Origin of the sequence: Bacillus sp. JJ864 (assembly GCF_036963045.1) — a bacterium.
In the GTDB taxonomy this organism is placed as follows: Bacteria; Bacillota; Bacilli; order Bacillales; family Bacillaceae_G; genus Bacillus_A; species Bacillus_A pseudomycoides_C.
This window is the reverse complement of record NZ_JBALLY010000036.1, coordinates 1-17,003: the sequence shown is the minus strand read 5'-3', so window position 1 is coordinate 17,003 and position 17,003 is coordinate 1. Positions and strand designations below refer to the sequence as shown.

At 37.0% G+C, this 17,003-nt stretch carries 15 protein-coding genes, 1 pseudogene and 1 riboswitch; of the genes and pseudogenes, 10 read left to right on the top strand and 6 right to left on the bottom strand.

What is annotated here, in order from left to right:
* Positions 1-75: 75 nt before the first annotated feature.
* Positions 76-917 (bottom strand): annotated as a pseudogene (locus V7024_RS07020) (alpha/beta fold hydrolase).
* Between the two features lie 98 nt (positions 918-1,015).
* On the opposite strand from V7024_RS07020, the gene V7024_RS07015 reads away from it, so the two are divergent.
* From V7024_RS07015 to V7024_RS06980, 8 genes are all read left to right on the top strand, one after another.
* On the top strand, positions 1,016-1,594 hold the full coding sequence (locus V7024_RS07015; RefSeq protein ID WP_335517547.1) for a GNAT family N-acetyltransferase: 579 nt from the start codon (positions 1,016-1,018) through the stop codon (positions 1,592-1,594).
* Positions 1,595-1,606: 12 nt separating this feature from the next.
* On the top strand, positions 1,607-2,104 hold the full coding sequence (locus V7024_RS07010; RefSeq protein WP_335517544.1) for a GNAT family N-acetyltransferase: 498 nt from the start codon (positions 1,607-1,609) through the stop codon (positions 2,102-2,104).
* A gap of 511 nt (positions 2,105-2,615) precedes the next feature.
* A complete protein-coding gene (locus V7024_RS07005; RefSeq protein WP_335517541.1) occupies positions 2,616-3,245 on the top strand; it encodes a YdcF family protein in 630 nt (209 codons plus the stop codon).
* Between the two features lie 208 nt (positions 3,246-3,453).
* Positions 3,454-4,608, top strand: a complete 1,155-nt coding sequence (locus tag V7024_RS07000) for an acyl-CoA dehydrogenase family protein (protein WP_335517538.1) — start codon at positions 3,454-3,456, stop codon at positions 4,606-4,608.
* A 60-nt stretch (positions 4,609-4,668) separates the two neighbouring features.
* The gene (locus tag V7024_RS06995) at positions 4,669-5,349 is read left to right on the top strand and encodes a copper homeostasis protein CutC (RefSeq protein WP_335517535.1); all 681 of its coding nucleotides are present in this window, start codon (positions 4,669-4,671) and stop codon (positions 5,347-5,349) included.
* 16 nt (positions 5,350-5,365) lie between these two features.
* Complete coding sequence (gene lepB, locus V7024_RS06990; protein ID WP_335517532.1) at positions 5,366-5,908, top strand: signal peptidase I; 543 nt, start codon at positions 5,366-5,368, stop codon at positions 5,906-5,908.
* Positions 5,909-6,085: 177 nt separating this feature from the next.
* Positions 6,086-6,817, top strand: coding sequence for an NAD-dependent protein deacylase (locus V7024_RS06985; protein WP_438824445.1), 732 nt, complete (start codon positions 6,086-6,088; stop codon positions 6,815-6,817).
* Between the two features lie 104 nt (positions 6,818-6,921).
* Positions 6,922-7,515 (top strand): kinase, encoded by a 594-nt coding sequence (locus V7024_RS06980; RefSeq protein ID WP_335517526.1) that lies wholly within the window; start codon positions 6,922-6,924, stop codon positions 7,513-7,515.
* Positions 7,516-7,574: 59 nt separating this feature from the next.
* On the opposite strand, the gene V7024_RS06975 is transcribed toward V7024_RS06980, so the two are convergent.
* From V7024_RS06975 to V7024_RS06965, 3 genes are all read right to left on the bottom strand, one after another.
* Positions 7,575-7,871, bottom strand: coding sequence for an iron-sulfur cluster biosynthesis family protein (locus V7024_RS06975; protein WP_335517522.1), 297 nt, complete (start codon positions 7,869-7,871; stop codon positions 7,575-7,577).
* Between the two features lie 180 nt (positions 7,872-8,051).
* Positions 8,052-9,218: an oxalate decarboxylase family bicupin gene (locus tag V7024_RS06970; protein ID WP_335517519.1), complete on the bottom strand. Its 1,167-nt coding sequence runs from the start codon at positions 9,216-9,218 to the stop codon at positions 8,052-8,054.
* A gap of 197 nt (positions 9,219-9,415) precedes the next feature.
* Positions 9,416-10,885, bottom strand: a complete 1,470-nt coding sequence (locus V7024_RS06965; RefSeq protein WP_335517517.1) for an amino acid permease — start codon at positions 10,883-10,885, stop codon at positions 9,416-9,418.
* A 107-nt stretch (positions 10,886-10,992) separates the two neighbouring features.
* Positions 10,993-11,186: riboswitch (Lysine riboswitch) on the bottom strand.
* A gap of 353 nt (positions 11,187-11,539) precedes the next feature.
* Between V7024_RS06965 and V7024_RS06960 the strand changes: the two genes are divergently transcribed.
* Positions 11,540-12,343: a VOC family protein gene (locus tag V7024_RS06960; protein WP_335517515.1), complete on the top strand. Its 804-nt coding sequence runs from the start codon at positions 11,540-11,542 to the stop codon at positions 12,341-12,343.
* A gap of 203 nt (positions 12,344-12,546) precedes the next feature.
* Here V7024_RS06960 and iscB read toward each other — a convergent pair whose 3' ends face one another.
* Entirely contained in the window at positions 12,547-13,794 is a 1,248-nt protein-coding gene (gene iscB, locus V7024_RS06955) for an RNA-guided endonuclease IscB (protein WP_335517512.1), read from the bottom strand.
* A 296-nt stretch (positions 13,795-14,090) separates the two neighbouring features.
* On the bottom strand, positions 14,091-15,536 hold the full coding sequence (locus tag V7024_RS06950) for a PLP-dependent aminotransferase family protein (protein ID WP_335517509.1): 1,446 nt from the start codon (positions 15,534-15,536) through the stop codon (positions 14,091-14,093).
* 126 nt (positions 15,537-15,662) lie between these two features.
* Between V7024_RS06950 and V7024_RS06945 the strand changes: the two genes are divergently transcribed.
* Positions 15,663-16,574 carry a DMT family transporter gene (locus V7024_RS06945; RefSeq protein WP_098919030.1) on the top strand — a complete coding sequence of 304 codons (912 nt, stop codon included), beginning with the start codon at positions 15,663-15,665 and terminating at the stop codon, positions 16,572-16,574.
* Positions 16,575-17,003 lie beyond the last annotated feature (429 nt).

Below are 17,003 nucleotides of genomic sequence, written 5' to 3'. Positions count from 1 at the left end.
TGTAGAAATATACAGAAAGGATAACGTTTTTTGATATGAATTTATTTAACTTATTCAAGTAAAGCACCTGTTTGTCTAATAAGATTGAGACCAGTTTTTCCTTATCTCCTCTACTACAACCTCTGGATTATCCCAATGCAGCATGTGAGTAGTATTAGGAATTCGTTTTACTGTTCCTCTTGTTTTCTGCTCAAAAATGTTTGCCGTCTTATCTCGATATTCGTCCCAGCTGCTCGGTAATGTAGCTCTTAGTAATATGATATTGGAAGGCAAGTTTTCATAAATATCTGCTGTTTCGTGTTTATGCATCGCTTTAATAATATTTCCAGCTGTTATGCCTCTTGCGTGCCAATATATTTTATTGTTTTTTCTAAGCCAAGATCCTTTACTGACATTTCTATAAGCGGAGACCACCTTGTATATACTTTTTTTTCACTATTGAAGAACCCTTTCCAATCATCAAATACATATTCCTCAAAATCTTTTTCATGGTAAGCGACTTCTTCTTCCATAGTTTGTTCCTTAAGTCTTTTCGTTTGATAGCCACCATCAATAAGAATGGAACCATTTACTCTTTCTGGATATTCCGCTAAATAAAACAAAGATACAAAACTTCCCCATGGGTGTGATAAAAAATAAAATTGATTAATCTCAAGATGATTCAATAAATCGTTTAGCCACGTTGTCAAACGAGGCATTTCGTATTCTTCATCTTGTTCAAAGGGAGAAGTTTTACCGTGCCCAGGCGCATCAATTGCAATCAACATATACTCTTCTTTAAGTTGCTCAGCAATTTCGATGAAGCTAAGACTAGTGCCGCCTAATCCGTGTAAACAAAAGATTACAGGGGCATTTTTTTGGCCCCATTCTGTAATATGTATATCTATTTTTCCATTGTTAATAAAATAGCGTTTCAAAATATATTCCCCCTAAGCATTTTCAGTTATATATTTTTGAAAATTTACGCAATTAATATTATCATATAATTGAGACGGTAAAAAGAGGGGACAGTTCTATGGAAATTGTATATAATCGAGCAAAATTGCAGTTATTATCTATAAATGATGTACGACCATTGTACGCCATTATTGAAAAACACCCAGATATTTGGACATATTTAATAGCGAAAATGGATTGTTTGGAAGACATGGAAATGTTAGTTGACGAATCAATAGAAAAGTATAAAAAGGGAGTTGACCTTCCGTTTACTGTAATTGATCAAACGACAAATGAGATTGTGGGTACAACGCGACTATACAATATTTCAAAGGATTGCAAAACAACTGAACTTGGACATACTTGGTATAGTCCAACCGTGCAACGTACAAGTGTAAATACAGAGTGCAAATATATGATGCTTCGTTATGCATTTGAAGAGCTAGGAATGTTGCGTGTCCAAATTAAAACAGATGCTCGTAATGAAAAGTCACAGCGAGCAATTGAAAGACTTGGAGCCGTTAAAGAAGGGATAATGCGAAATGAACGCCAACTTCCAAATGGATATGTGAGGGATGCGGTTGTATATAGTATTATTTCAGAAGATTGGCCAAGTGTAAAAGAACAATTAGAAAATAAATTAAAGTGTTATCGGTAGAGGGGGATAAATGTGCCGTATATAGAAACAGAACGTTTAAAAATGATTTCATTCACATTAGAGTTAGTAGAGGCTACAATACAAGGAAATGAGGAGCTTTCGAAAATAGTTCCTTATAAAGTTTCTAAGCAATGGCCTATGCCTGATTATGCAGAAATTTTACCGTGGATAGCAGAGCGACTACAAGAAAATCCAGAAAGTAGCCAGTGGAGTGGTCTTATTATTCATAAAAAAGACAATACAATTATTGGCGATATGGGTTGTAAAGGTGTTCCAGATGTGAATGGGATTGTTGAAATTGGCTATAGTATTGTCCCTGATTATCAAGAAAAAGGATATGCTACAGAAATGGCGAAAGGTCTTGTGCAGTGGTTATTGAATCAGCAAAATGTAACGACGATTAAAGCGGAATGTTTAACGAGTAATACTGCTTCTGTGAGAGTGTTAGAAAAATCTGGTTTTTGTTGTGTGTTACAGGAAGAACATATAAAATATTGGATTTTGAAATAGTAGATTTAGTGAAATGCCTTCTAACATGTTAGAAGGCGTTTTTTCTTACAAAACGATTACGTATTCTATATACTTTTGTTTCATCATTCCATTCTACAGAAAAATTCGCTACAATAAAGAGGTTAAGAATTTGAGAGAAAAATAAGTTGTAATTGTAAACAGTTTACTTATATGACTAAAAACTCCTTTTTTTAAGGGAGACAACAGCTTCTGGTCGAGCATATAAGTGGTCAGAGCCTTTTTCCTACCACATGCAATGTTTAAAACAAAAGGAGAAAGCGTGTGTAGGTCATGTTGTATTTGGTATAGCAGCGACTTAAATATCGAAAAAATTAAACGGATATATAAATAGTGTGAAATATAAAAATCTCTTTTTATTGCAACCTCTTTTATAGAACTGTTATTCAGGAAACTACCTTCTTTCAAATGAATTCAAAAAACAAATTGACCGATTATTCGATGAAACGAATTTTAGTATAAAGTATGTATGAAATACGGGGGCTATAAGTTTATGAAGAAAAAAAGAAGTATAAAAGTAAGAGTGGTGCAGGCACTCTTATTCATACTTGGTTCCATTATTGTATTTGTCGGTTATGCGGCGTATGATATTTGGCATTATCGTTCTAAGACAGATCAAGTTGATACAGATGCGGCAATTGTGTTAGGAGCTGCTTCTTGGAATGGAAAACCTTCACCGGTACTTCGCGAGAGAATTAATCATGCTATTTCTCTCTATCAAAATGGAAGTGTTAAAAAAATTATTTTTACAGGGGGCACGAAATTTGAAGCAGAATTAGAAGAAGCGCGTACGTCAAAAATATATGCATTAAAGCAGGGTGTGAAGGATGAAGATATTTTAATTGAAACGGAGTCGCGTTTTACAGAAGAGAATTTAAAAAATGCCCTTCAGATTGGAAAAGACCACGGCATACAAACGTATACAATTGTAAGTGATCCGCTTCATATGAAACGAGCAATGCAAATTGCTAAGCACCTCGGTATGGATGCCTATTCTTCACCAACACCAACGTCTGCTTACCGCAGCCTAGACACAGAGTTACCGTTCTTTTTTAAAGAGTTATGTTCTTATATTGGTTATGTTGCATCCTTACCCGTTAGGTCTTTGAAGGGTGATGAATAAAGGAGGTATCCTTATGTTTTAGGATATCTTTTTTTGTTTAAAACATTGTTTTTTCTGTCGGAATAGTGAGACAATTGAGGTGTGGATTAATATGTTTAGGGAAAAGAATGGGAAAAATGAAAGATCTACGAACGAAATTTTTGTTGTGTAATAACTAAAGGAAACTGTATGCATATAATTTTAGGATGACGTGGAAAGGGTTGATGAAATGGATTTTGTAAGAACGAAAGAGCAACAAAAGCGGCTTAGTGAATTACAACCATATATCACTCTATTTTCAAACAGAGAGCAGCAGTTAGATAAATTGTATTCATTTCCTTTTGAAAATGTAAAAGATTTAAAAGGAATTGGGTATACATCCTGGACAGTTCCAAAGGACGAAGGTGGTTTAGGAATGTCCTTGTATGATCTTTTATTATTTCAAGAATATATTGCACAGGGTGATGGTGCGACGGCACTATGTATGGGGTGGCATCTTGGGATTATACATGAACTTTCTGAAAATCGTTCATGGGATAAGAAATGGTTTTCTTGGCTTTGTAAAAAGGTGAAGAACGGAGCACTTATAAACCGAGCGGCCACGGAACGAAACACGGGGAGTCCGACAAGAGGAGGAAAACTAGAGACAACAGCGGTACGAAAAGGAGATACTTGGATTATTTCTGGAAGAAAAACATTTACAACAATGGCACCAGTATTAGATTATTTTCTAGTTTCTGCATCTATCGAAGGGACAGAAGAAATAGGAGAATTTCTTGTTCCGCGTACTACAGAGGGTGTCTCAATTGAAGAAACATGGGATTGTGTAGCTATGCGAGGTACAGCAAGTCATGATTTGATTTTAGAACAAGTAGCAGTTCCATATAAATATTTTGTTGAGAAAATTTCACCGCGTAGTACAGAAAAGAGAAGAGGGTGGCTTTTGCACATTCCAGCTTGTTATCTCGGAATTGCAGAGGCGGCGCGGCGGTATGCTTTGCAATTTGCTGCAACATATCAACCAAATAGTTTGAAAGGGCCGATAGCGATGGTACCAAATGTGCAAAGGTTAATAGGAGAAATAGAATTAGAGATGATGCAAGCTCGTACTTTTTTATATAGTGTTGCAAAACGCTATGAAGAAGAAAATAAACAGTGTATGCAAGCCGAAATGGCAGCTGTGAAATATACGGTGACAAATGCAGCGATTTCTATTGTAGATAAGGCGATGCGTATCGTTGGAGCAAGGAGTTTATCTGAAAAAAATCCATTACACCGTTATTATTTACATGTACGCGCTGGCCTTCATAATCCTCCAATGGATGATATGACAATTTCGCTATTAGCACAACATGCCTTGCAAGATTTTGATGTTAAAAAATAGGTACTACTTTCCTTTTTCGTATATAATAAAAATGGACAATGTACAAAAGGGAGTTAACAAATGCTAGAAGTCATCGCAACATGTTTAGAAGATGCCAAACGGATTGAGCGTGGCGGTGGGAAACGAATCGAATTAATTACAGCTTTTACAGAAGGTGGACTTACACCGAGCTATGCGTTAATAAAAAACGCGATAGCTGCTGTTTCTATTCCGGTGCATGTAATGATTCGTCCTCATGCCAAGTCTTTCGTATATTCTTATGAAGAAATAAAATTAATGAGAGAAGATATTCGAGTGGCAAAAGAGCTTGGTGCAACTGGTGTTGTATTAGGCGTTTTAAATGAAAAGAATGAAATTGATGAAGAAAAGTTAGCAAAATTATTAGAAGTAGCAGAGGGAGTGAATGTGACGTTTCACCGTGCAATTGATGAAATGGCGGATTTAGTAGAGGCTATCAAATTATTGCGGAAGTTTAAGAAAGTCACACATATTTTAACATCTGGCGGACAAGGGAAAATAGAAGATAACATTTCGGTCTTGCGCCAAATGCACGAAGCAAGTGAAGGGCAAATAGAAATGATTGTTGGTAGTGGCGTCACGAAAGAGAATATACAACAATTACTACATGAAACAGGGATTACGCAGGCTCACGTAGGTACAGCGGTGAGAGAGGAAAAATCGTGCTTTGGTGAAATTGTTGTTCAAAATGTACAAGAAATCGCAAAAATGACTAGTTGTTAAAGGAGATAGGGGATAGATGAAAAAGAGTGAGATTATGTCATGGGTTAAAAGCATTGCTTTAGCTTTAATTATTGCATTTGTTTGTCGGGCATTTTTATTTACACCATCGCTTGTGCAAGGTGAATCTATGATGCCAACGCTAGAAAACAATGAGAGAATGGTTGTAAATAAAATTGGCTATAGTATACAAGGATTAGATCGTTTTGAAATTATCGTTTTTCATGGGAATGAAGGTCATGATTTAGTGAAACGAGTAATTGGATTACCGGGAGACACAATCGAATATAAACACGATGTTTTATATGTAAATGGTAAAGCAGTTACTGAACCATATTTAGATGAATATAAAAAGCAGATATCTGGAGAGGTGTTAACTCCTGATTTTACATTAGAAGGGATAACAGGGAAGAAAACTGTTCCAGAAGGTTCTGTATTTGTACTAGGAGATAATCGTCAAGTATCTAAAGATAGCCGAGCATTTGGATTTGTTTCTGAAGAACAAATTGTAGGGAAAGGTTCAGCAATATTTTGGCCATTGCAGCATGCTAGAGTACTATAATCGCTTTTGGAAGGGATCAAAACTCATTTTTCGTTTTGATCCCTTCTTTTATTTTAATCTTGAAAATGTGCAACCGAAATTTAAGAAGTAGCTGAGATAAATTAGCAAGGAAATATTTCCAAGTTTTTATGAATGCCTGTTATAATGTAAAAAGAATGATACATAGAGGTGAATGTTGTGCAGCATTATGGAGAAGTGCGTTCTATTATTAAAAGTGCCAAGAAAATTACAGTGTTAACCGGAGCGGGTGCAAGTACAGAGAGTGGAATTCCAGACTTTCGATCAGCAAATGGTTTGTACGCAGATGCAAAGGTAGAAATGTATTTATCAAGAGGATATTATAATCGAAATCCGAAAGAATTTTGGAAACATTATAAAGCAATTTTTCAAATTGATACATTTCATCAATATAAACCGAATGAAGGACATACGTTTCTTGCGCAATTAGAGCAGGCGGGAAAAGATATTGTAGTGTTAACACAAAATATTGATGGCCTTCATCAATTGAGCGGGAGTACACGGGTTATTAATTTACATGGTACGCTTCAATCTGCTCATTGTCCGAAATGCCGTGTACAATACAACTTACAATATATGATTGAACATGAAGTGCCGCGCTGTGAAAAGTGTAATTTCATTTTGAATCCAGATGTTGTGTTATATGGGGATACATTGCCGCAATTTCAAATGGCAGTTGAAAGATTATATGAAACGGATGTATTGCTTGTGATGGGAACGTCATTGAAAGTACAGCCTGTAGCATCCTTTCCGCAAATCGCAAAACGAGAAATAGGAGCAACAACAATACTTGTTAATAATGAACAAACAGGACAAGAACAATATTTTGATTATGTGTTTCATGAAACAATCGGGAGTTTTGCGAAGGGGATTTTAGCGGACAAAGAATAGCTTGAGTTATTAAATGTTAAGGAAAATATCGTATATGTTTAAATCGCGTAAAAAAACTATCGTAGTTTCAAAAAAAGGAGATTTGTTGCAAAGGGGAGAGCAGTTTGGGGGAGAACGAAAGAATATTACTAGAAATAATTAAAAATGCCAACAGTGGAAATCGGTTTATTTTAGGGATAGATGGCTTAAGTCGTTCTGGCAAAACAACGCTCGTGAATAAACTTAGTCAAAATATGAAAGAGAAGAACATCCCGTTTCAAGTTTTTCATATTGATGATTATATTGTTGAACGTGAAAAGCGTTACAATACGGGAAATGAGGAGTGGTATGAGTACTATAAATTACAATGGGATACGAATTGGTTAAGTCAACATTTTTTCAGTAAACTAAAATCCTCTAACCATCTCACTCTTCCTGTTTATGATGATGAATCTGACATACATAGTCAGCAGGAAATACAGCTTTCTAATGCTTCAGTTATCATAGTAGAAGGCGTTTTTCTTCAGCGAAAAGAGTGGAGAAGCTTCTATGATTATGTCGTATATCTAGATTGTCCAAGAAGTATGAGGTTTCTTCGTGAAAGTAAAGATACTCAAAAGAACATTGCGAAATTTGAAAATAGATATTGGAAAGCTGAAGAATTTTATATCAATACGGAAGCTCCTGACAAACATGCTGATTTGGTTCTAAAAGGATAAAATAAAAACAAACAACGCATTGCTTTTTCTATGCGTTGTTTGTTTTGTATTAAAAAGCACTATTTTTTCAGTGATAATCCATAAACAATCGTTTCACTTGGTGTTGTGATTTTAAACCCTGTATTGTAGTCAAGCGTCATAGTATCTCCGATGTAATCTTTTGTAAAATCGTCCATTTGAATTACGAGCTTTTCATCTTCAAATACGACATCATTTGCATTGTATTCATCAACGATTAAATCTATATTTACATAGACAGTACAAGTATTTCCGATACTTCCTTTTATTCTAATAATAATTTTATCTTCGTTTTGTAGCAGTTTTTCTTGTGCTATATTTGTAACACGAATATACATATAATCACGTCCTTTTCCTAAAATCCCATTTTAACAAAAACACTTTGAAACAGCTACTTATTTTTGGATAAAATTAACACAAAAAATGTAAGCATTCTCCTTCAGATTGTTTCTTGAAAGAGGATGTTTACAAATTAGTGTTCATTAAAATTAATAGTTAATGAAAGAACGTACAATCATCTATTTGACGACAGGCCATTTCTCCTTGCGTAATGCATTCATCAATTCTGGCCCTATATGCAAATGTTCCTCTACTAGTTCTTTTGGAGTCAGAGCCATCCATTGGTTCAACGACACGTCAGAAAAGCGATTACTCTTGAACATCTCCAGAAACCATAGGCTTTGCTGGCCGGTGTTTTGGATGTAATGTCCCATAGCGAACGGTACATAGCCTACATCGCCAGCACGGTAATTAAAAGTTCGTGCTGTGCCATTCGCAGCAAATACCGTCATGCGTCCAGTTCCAGAGAGATAATATTGCCACTCATCGTTATTCGGATGCCAATGCATTTCTCTCATTCCGCCTGGCTTGATTTCAACCAACGCTGCCGCAATAGTTTCTGAAATGGGGAAGTTGGTGGAATCAACTATACGTACCGTCCCGCCCGGAGTTACAATCGGATCTTGTGCGAGCAGCTGATGTGTGAAGCTTTTCGGCACCGTACCGTAAGGGTCTGAAATCTTCTGACTCTCCAGTGATCCAGGCACCTTAGCCTGAAAAATGTAGCGCTGTTTTTTAGGGATATGAGAAACGGCGGTTTCGGGTACACCGAAATTCGCAGCCAGCACGTCCCTTGGTGTGTGGGCAAACCAATCAGTAATAGAGAAGGTATCGAAATCGGAGAAGCTGCCATCGTCGAACACGAGTAGAAATTCACAACCCTCCTCCAGTCCTTGAATCGAGTGTGGAATTCCGGATGGAAAGTACCACAAATCCCCTGCGCCGACATCGGCTATAAAATTCCGCCCGTCCTGGTCGACCGAAGTAATTCGTGCCCGTCCTAGAATCATGTAGGCCCACTCAGCTTGCTTATGCCAATGTAATTCACGTACACCACCAGGGGTCAGACGCATGTTTACCCCCGCAAGCGTGGTTGCAATCGGGAGTTCTCGAATTGTTACTTGCCGTGACCAACCGCCGTGATTTAACTGCATATTTGTGTCGGAAAAAGAGAACTTTAAATTAGGGATTGTTCCGGCATCGGTAACCGGTGGAACGAACATGTCGGGGTTCTCAATATCTCGCATGATGTCCCGGGGCCCAAAATCGGTCGCGCCAGCGCCATCATCTCTTATAGGGTGCGGTATAGTTCTATGCTCAGTTTTCTTCGCAGATTGTGATTCCACAAACTATGCTCCTTTCTTATTATTCTATGTACAATATAGATAGAGTGTATAAGTACGCTTTTACAAATATATGCTGTAAACGTGTTTGATATACAGAATAAGGAGAGAAGCGAAGAAATAAAGATGTATATTTTATTCACGAGAAGTTTATCTAAACACATAAGAAAACCTATCAACTAGAGTTGATAGGTTTATTGTTAAAGCTCACATTTATCTAATGGAATGACTTTTGTTTTCTTTGTAAATTTATAACCTAACCAAAGTACTAAGAAAAGAGGTAAGCCGATATATGAAATGAGTACACCGTTCCAATCAATAGATTCTCCCATAAATGCACCGTAGTTTTGACCAAGGACAACGATTAAGCATAATACAAATGCAAAGATAGGGCCGAATGGGAACCATTTTGCTTTATAAGGTAAGTCATTTAAGTCTTTTCCTTGTGCAATGTATGCTTTGCGGAAACGATAGTGACTGATGGCAATTCCGATCCAAGCGATGAATCCTGACATACCAGAGGCATTTAATAGCCATACATAGACAACGCCATCACCGAATAAAGAAGCTAAGAAAGCAGCAGATCCAACTAATGATGTTGCAAGCAACGCATTTACAGGTACACCACGACTATTTAATTCCCCTAAAAATTTCGGTGCTTTACCTTGGTTTGCTAAATCCCAAAGCATACGTGCTGATGCATACATACCAGAGTTACCAGCAGATAAAACAGCGGTTAAAATAACAGCGTTCATTACTGATGCTGCAAAGGCAATGCCTGCTTTATCGAATATAAGTGTAAATGGACTTACTGTTACATCGCTTGCTGCCAGGTTTTCGTTTGTATACGGGATTAATAAACCAATTACGAGAATCGCAAAAATATAGAACAATAGAATTCGCCAAAAGATGCTGCGAATTGCTTTTGGAATGTTGCGTTGTGGATCTTCAGTTTCACCGGCCGCAACTCCTAATAATTCTGTTCCTTGGAACGAGAATCCAGCTGCCATAAACACACCGATGATTGCCATGAAGCCGCCGTTAAACGGTGCATCTGCAACTGTGAAGTTTTTAAAACCGACAGGCTCTCCGCCCATAATACCGAAAATCATAAGAAATCCGACGATTAAAAAAGCGATAACAGTTACAACTTTAATAAGTGCAAACCAATATTCTGCTTCTCCAAAGCCTTTAACAGATAAATAATTTAAAAGGAACATAATAGCTAAACAAATTCCACTCCAAAGTAGGGAAGGCGTATTTGGAAACCAAAACTTCATAATTAAAGTAACTGCAGAGAGTTCAGCAGCAATTGTAATGGCCCAGTTATACCAGTAGTTCCAACCTAATGCGAATCCAAGAGATGGGTCAACAAATCTTGTTGCATAGGTGCTAAATGATCCTGCTACAGGCATGTAGGATGCTAATTCAGCTAAGCTTGTCATTAAAAAATATACCATAATACCAATTGCAGCGTAGGCGACGAGAGCACCACCAGGACCAGCTGTGTGGACAACACCACCGCTTGCTAGGAATAAACCTGTACCAATTGTACCACCAAGTGAAATCATTGTAAGATGGCGAGATTTCAATCCGCGTCGTAGTTCATTATTTGATTGAGCAGATTGATTTGTAGTTGTAGAGGTAACGTTAGTAGTTGCGCCGTTCATGTTTAACACTCCTTTTCTAGTAAGATAGGAAGGAGCGGGGGGAATTAAAAAAACCGCCAAAGGACTTTAGCGGAGCAATTCAAAAATAGCCACCCCATCATACCTTCCGTTAAGATAGCGCCCCACGTTTACGCGGTAATTTTGTAAACGTGACAGTTCTGTTCCTATTTGAAAACAGCCCCAGCATATACTTCCAGAGAAGAAGTATAAACTTCGGCAACTTTTCCTTTCAGCTAGAGTTATTGACGTTCTCCGCGTCTCGTCTAGATTACTAATAAAAGTCGCAACCTCTACCTCATCGGATTGATGAGGATTTTTCTATTACTATAATTTTTAATATATGGCAATTGTAATGATTTTCTGAAAATATTGCAAGGATTTTTTTGTAGAAAAAAATGGCTATTTTAGAAAAGCGCTTTCAAAATTCATCCCGGTCCTAAAAAATATGTATAAAGCAATCCTTTGATAAAAAAGGTTATACAATGGTTTCGCATCGCGTTTCAAAAATCCCTTCAAATTAATAGAAAATTCAGAATAATATTTTTCGACAAAAATACGTATTTATATTAAAACTTGTTATTAAGTTAATTTTAGAATTGAAAAGAATAATTGAAAAATTATACACTTAATGGAAAAGGGAATGGTGGTGAGGAGATGTTCCAGTTTGATCATCTTGTCCATGTAGTTTATTGTTCTCCAGCTGAGGCGATAAATCAAATGAAAATACATGGATTTCATGTCGTTCAAGGGGGAGAGCATACGAACTGGGGGACACATAATAGTTTATGTTATTTCGATTTAGCATATATTGAGTTTTTAGCAGTGCAATATCAAGAGGCAGCAAACCAAACAGAGAATCCACTTATTAGGCAAGTTGTTCATAAGTTGAAAACAGGAGAGGGATTGCTTCAAATTGCACTGCGGACTGAACATATGGAGGAGTTTGCTGAGAAACTGATAGAAAAAGGTTTTCATATAAACGGTCCATTGGAAGGGAAACGTATGAGGGATGACGGAACACTCTTGAGATGGAAAATGCTGTTTATTGAACAAGAAGAAGAAGGTCCTAGATTTCCATTTTTCATTGAGTGGAGCGAATCGGATGCAAAAAGAAGGGATGATTTACAGAAAAAAGGGGTGATTTCATCTCACGACAATCATGTAATGGGAATGAAAACAGTGTTCTATGCTGTTAATAATGTAAATGAAACAAGCAAACGATGGAAAGAGTTACTACAAATAGAAATGAGTCCTCCAAAAGTAAATAAGGAGTGGAATGCGGTAGTTCAAGGTTTTTCTCTCGGAAAAATAACCATTCAATTTTGTGAACCGATAGGAAATGGTATAGTTCAGGATCAATTAAATAATTACGGTGAACTTCCATTTGCTGTAGAGTTTCAGGGAGATAAGGAGCATAAGAGTGTATATCATATATGGAATGGTATGTACATATTTTAGGAAGAACTAAGGTGAATGAAAAATACTCAGAAGTATAGAAACCAACTGTACTTCTGAGTAATGTGAAAAGGAACAAAATTAAATTGTCCGATATAAATAAATTACATGTGTTTAACGTATTTCCGAAAGAAGTCCTCATCTTCAAGCATGTGACGTGCAAGAGCCCAGCGGTAAGGTTGGAATGAATTTCAGTTAGGCATAGCCTAACTGATTTGTAAGAACTGCCAATTGTTCGTATGGTGTATAGGTTCTATATCCGATACCTTCACTTGCTTATAGGATTTAGCAGGATTTTGTATATAGTGTCCATGTATATCTTGTACGTATACCATTTTCCCTGTAAACCCTGCCACAAATCCTACTTGTCCAAATACTTTCACTTTATCACCTAAATAGATTCCATCTGCATGCGGTGTATTTTTCTTGTTCCGTTTTGCACTTGTATTTTTCGTTTTTCTCCCTTTTCTTGTGGTTGCTTCATGCAGGGAACGTTTTTTCTTTCTAAATTGCTTGATGCAAAATTCGCCGCTTTGATCATATTCTTGTATTTGTGTTGGATTGGTAATCGCAATTGCGTCGTTTATATGTGTTTTGGATAAACCTAACTCTTTTCGTTTTAGCGTGGTGTAACTGCCATACGTAATGTCACAATCTAAATGATTCATGATTTGTAACCGCAATATATTCATAAAAGCAGTCTCTTTATATTGTTTTGGTTTCTTGAAAGTGTGTTTTAGTTTCCCTTGATGAAATTTTTGATGGCATTCATCATGTACTGTTACAAGATTATCTGCCATATCTGAACCACCATTGCAGCGTTCGATGATATGATGCGTATGCAAAATGCCACCTTTCATCTTACAAATTTGACAGGTGTAATTGTCTCTTGCGAATACATAATATCTCGTATTCCAAAAGCCAAAAGCATCTCCTTGTTGGTATTCGATTCCTTGTATATCGGGATTTTTTAGCTTTTGTGCATCAAATTTCCCTACTTCGACAATCACTTTTGGCGAAGGTAACAATGACTTGAATGTTTCAATCCAATGAATTTGGTTATCCACTCTACTTTGAATCGATGGCGGCAACCATCCTTCTTTCTTTTTTCGATTGAGAAAACGTGCTTTTCGATACCTTGTTTTTCGTTGTCTTCTACCTCTACGTAATGCAGCTCTTAGTGTGAGATTTTCTTTGACGTCCTGACGCAACTGGGTGGTTCCTTTTGCTAGAACTTTGTCTTCAGTGGTAATCGCAATGCCGATATGCTTTGCTCCGCTGTCAATACCGATTGTTACGGGTTGCACCGCTTCACCTGTGACATATTGTAATTGAATTGTAAACGGAGTGTATCCAAGAATCTTTGCTTTTCCTTGTTTGAGAAGAATTCGTGCCTTTCGATGACTACAAGGCATAAGCGGTTCTCCTCTTAAATTCTTGACAAATACACGCATGTTTTGTCCCTCCTAAGAGTTTGTTTCCCTTCGCCAATGTTTGTAGGTGTTGGCAACTTCTTATACAAGAAGGCATGTGGTTGACCGTTCCTTCCCAATCAGAACTGTTACAGAGCCACCATAGAGCCAAGAACTAGGGAATCATTCTTGGGTATGCAACCTACGAACGGAGTCCACAAAAGACTGAGGCTAGACAACCAAGGCTTGTTTCAAGCCCCCACTTCAAAACGTGTTAGCGTTTAAGTGGTGGGTAGTTGACTTGCTAGTAGTTGCTTAGAGAGATGTCAGAAATAATTTCATGTATGAGACAACTTAATCGCCTGTTGTAGGCGAGAAACTCCTTCAGCAATGTGGTTTATATCTACTTTTCCATACGATAGACGAATATAACCATCTTTTGCGCCAAAAATACTGCCGGGCATAAAAGCAACTTGTTGTTTTAAACTTAGCATAATCAGCTGTTTTTCATTAATCGGTTGATGCAATTTGCCCCATATATAAATTCCACCTGTTGGCATAGAAAATGAGAGTTCTTCTTTGAGAGAATGTTGCAGTGCATTTGCTAGAACATTTCTTTTTTGGATTAATTCAGACCGTAATTGCTGTAAATGTGTTTCGAACGGAACGGTTTCAAAAAATTGCTGCATAAGCCATTGCGGAAAAATACTTAAGCCTAATTCCATTTGATGCCGTGCATCTGATAAGCGTTCAACAACAGATTGCGGAGCAACGAGCCAGCCAATTCGTAATCCTGGTGCTATCATTTTGGATAAAGAATGAACATAAATAACTGTTCCGTTTGTATCAATTGATTTTAAAGTTGAACATACCTGTTCTTTCTCTTCTAATGTTAGTAAACTAGACGGATCATCTTCAACTATAGGAATGCGTAAGTCTGCGCATAGAGATAAAAGAGTTTCTCTTCTTTTCGGATGAAGGAGAGTTCCAGTCGGATTTTGATAATTTGGATTTAAGAAAATCATTTTAATCCGATGTTTTCGATACAGCTCATATACATCATCTGGGTGAATCCCATGTTCATCAACAGGTAATGGGAAAATTCGAATGCCTGCCGATTGGAAAAGAGGTAAGGAATAGCAATGTGATGGACTTTCAAATGCTACCGCATCACCTGGATTTAATAAACATTGGACAATAAGATGTAGTGCTTGTTGGGCCCCGGAAGTAATCATAATGGATTGTTCAGTTGCATCAATTTGTAAGTGCTCCTTCATATATATAGATACAGCTTGTCGTAAAGGAAGATAGCCTTGCGGATGATCATAACTTAATGATTGTGTTAATGGTTGTTCGCGTAATATCGTTTGTAATTGCTGATGCGGGAACAAATCACATCCAAGTTCCCCGTTTGCAAAATCAATGATATTGTCATTTTGCTGTACTTGCTCACGAATGTAGCGAAGGAACGGTAAGTTAGGCAAAAATGTTCCGCCCTCTACAAACCCTCTCCAATTTGGTGTGAACTTTGGAGATACGCCCCACATATGTGTACTTACACGCGTCCCTTTTCCCGTTGTACTTTCAACAATTCCCATTGCACGTAGTTCATTATAAGCTGTTGTAATTGTACTTCGATTCACCTGGAGCTGCTCTGCTAGCTTGCGTTCTGACGGAAGAAAACTTCCTGGTGGAAGCTCTCCATACATAATACGTCTTTCAATATAATCAACAACTTGTTGATAGATTGGGATTTTACTATCAGTATCTAATGTCCATTTCATTTGTAACGTCTCCTTGTTCACTCATTATCACCATTATAGCAAATTGGCTGGGTAAAAAAACAGCCAATTGGATGGTGTTATATCGGGCCAATTTTACTATGCTAAATAAGGGAAGGAGAGGTATTGATGAAACAAAGACAAATGGAATTGCTCCTGATGTTAGTTGCGTTAGTATGGGGAGCAAACTATACGATAGGAAAATATGGGGTGGCATATATGTCGTCCGTTCAATTTAATAGTATGCGCTTTTTAATTGCATCTCCAGTTTTATTGCTGATTACTTATTTTATGGAACGTTCGTTACGAATAGAGAAGAAAGACTGGCTCAGACTATTAATGGTTGGTATTGTTGGGACAACTATATATCAGACACTATTTATGCTTTCAGTAAAATATACATCTGCGACGAATGCTTCATTATTAATTGCAATGTCACCGATCTTTACGGGGATTTTAGCGGTATTACATAAACAAGAACGCTTTTCTCTAAAAATACAAATCGGATCGTTACTTTCTTTTGGCGGAGCAGCACTTGTGTTATTAACTGGGAACACAAATCAGTCTACATATGAATACGCATGGATTGGAAATATAATTGGGTTAGTTGCGTCAATTGCGTGGGGCTGGTATCCAATTTTAGCTCAGCCGCTTATTACGAAATATTCCGCGATGCGAGTAACAGCTTGGTCGACTTTGTTAGGAATTGTGCCGCTTGTTATATACTGCTTTATAAATGTTGACTCGTTAACATGGACAACTGACATGTTAAGCTGGGGATCATTAGGATACTCTATCGTTTTTGCAACAGTTTTTGGACTTGCAATGTGGTACGTTGGAATTAGTAAAATTGGTTCAACAAAAGTAATGGTTTATATGTATCTTGTTCCGTTATTTGCTGTAATATTTGCGGCTGTAACGATAGGCGAACAAGTAAATATTATGCAGTTGTTCGGTGGATTTGTAATTTTCGCTGGCTTATATGTTGTGAAAAAAGGAACAGTGAAAAAGCCAGCATTTAATTTAAAGAAGGTAAGTTAGTATGGAAATGACTACATCGTAAGGGTGTGGTTATTTTTTTGTGTGTTCGGAATGTATATATAATGTCATAAAAAAAGTATTAATTTTTGAAATTGAAATAAACGGATGAAGAGTAATATAATGGAAGTTAAGCGGAGTGAAATCTCATTTGCTGTAGATTTCAGAGAGAATACGAGCTATATCATATGCGAAATGGTATGCACTTATTAAAAAAGAATTAAGTTAATAGAAAGTAAAAAGTAGATAAATTCGATGAACTTTTTAACCGAATAAGAGATTAATTGTAGAGAGCCAGAGTTATTAAAGGGTGGGAGATAGATGGAACAACATTCGCTCGTTCTATGCGGGAAAAAGCATCTTGAATGGAAAAAAGAAGAGATTGGTAGATTGCAAGAAGATGAATTGTTAATTATATAATTACAACTTAAA

Excerpts from the sequence above, each read along its gene's own strand:
- V7024_RS07000 (WP_335517538.1), top strand. The coding sequence starts at position 3,454 with ATGGATTTTGTAAGAACGAAAGAGCAACAAAAGCGGCTTAGTGAATTA.
- V7024_RS06975 (WP_335517522.1), bottom strand. The coding sequence starts at position 7,871 with ATGTATATTCGTGTTACAAATATAGCACAAGAAAAACTGCTACAAAAC.
- V7024_RS06960 (WP_335517515.1), top strand. The coding sequence starts at position 11,540 with ATGTTCCAGTTTGATCATCTTGTCCATGTAGTTTATTGTTCTCCAGCT.
- lepB (WP_335517532.1), top strand. The coding sequence starts at position 5,366 with ATGAAAAAGAGTGAGATTATGTCATGGGTTAAAAGCATTGCTTTAGCT.
- V7024_RS06950 (WP_335517509.1), bottom strand. The coding sequence starts at position 15,536 with ATGAAATGGACATTAGATACTGATAGTAAAATCCCAATCTATCAACAA.
- V7024_RS06965 (WP_335517517.1), bottom strand. The coding sequence starts at position 10,885 with ATGAACGGCGCAACTACTAACGTTACCTCTACAACTACAAATCAATCT.
- V7024_RS07015 (WP_335517547.1), top strand. The coding sequence starts at position 1,016 with ATGGAAATTGTATATAATCGAGCAAAATTGCAGTTATTATCTATAAAT.
- iscB (WP_335517512.1), bottom strand. The coding sequence starts at position 13,794 with ATGCGTGTATTTGTCAAGAATTTAAGAGGAGAACCGCTTATGCCTTGT.
- V7024_RS07005 (WP_335517541.1), top strand. The coding sequence starts at position 2,616 with ATGAAGAAAAAAAGAAGTATAAAAGTAAGAGTGGTGCAGGCACTCTTA.
- V7024_RS06995 (WP_335517535.1), top strand. The coding sequence starts at position 4,669 with ATGCTAGAAGTCATCGCAACATGTTTAGAAGATGCCAAACGGATTGAG.
- V7024_RS06945 (WP_098919030.1), top strand. The coding sequence starts at position 15,663 with ATGAAACAAAGACAAATGGAATTGCTCCTGATGTTAGTTGCGTTAGTA.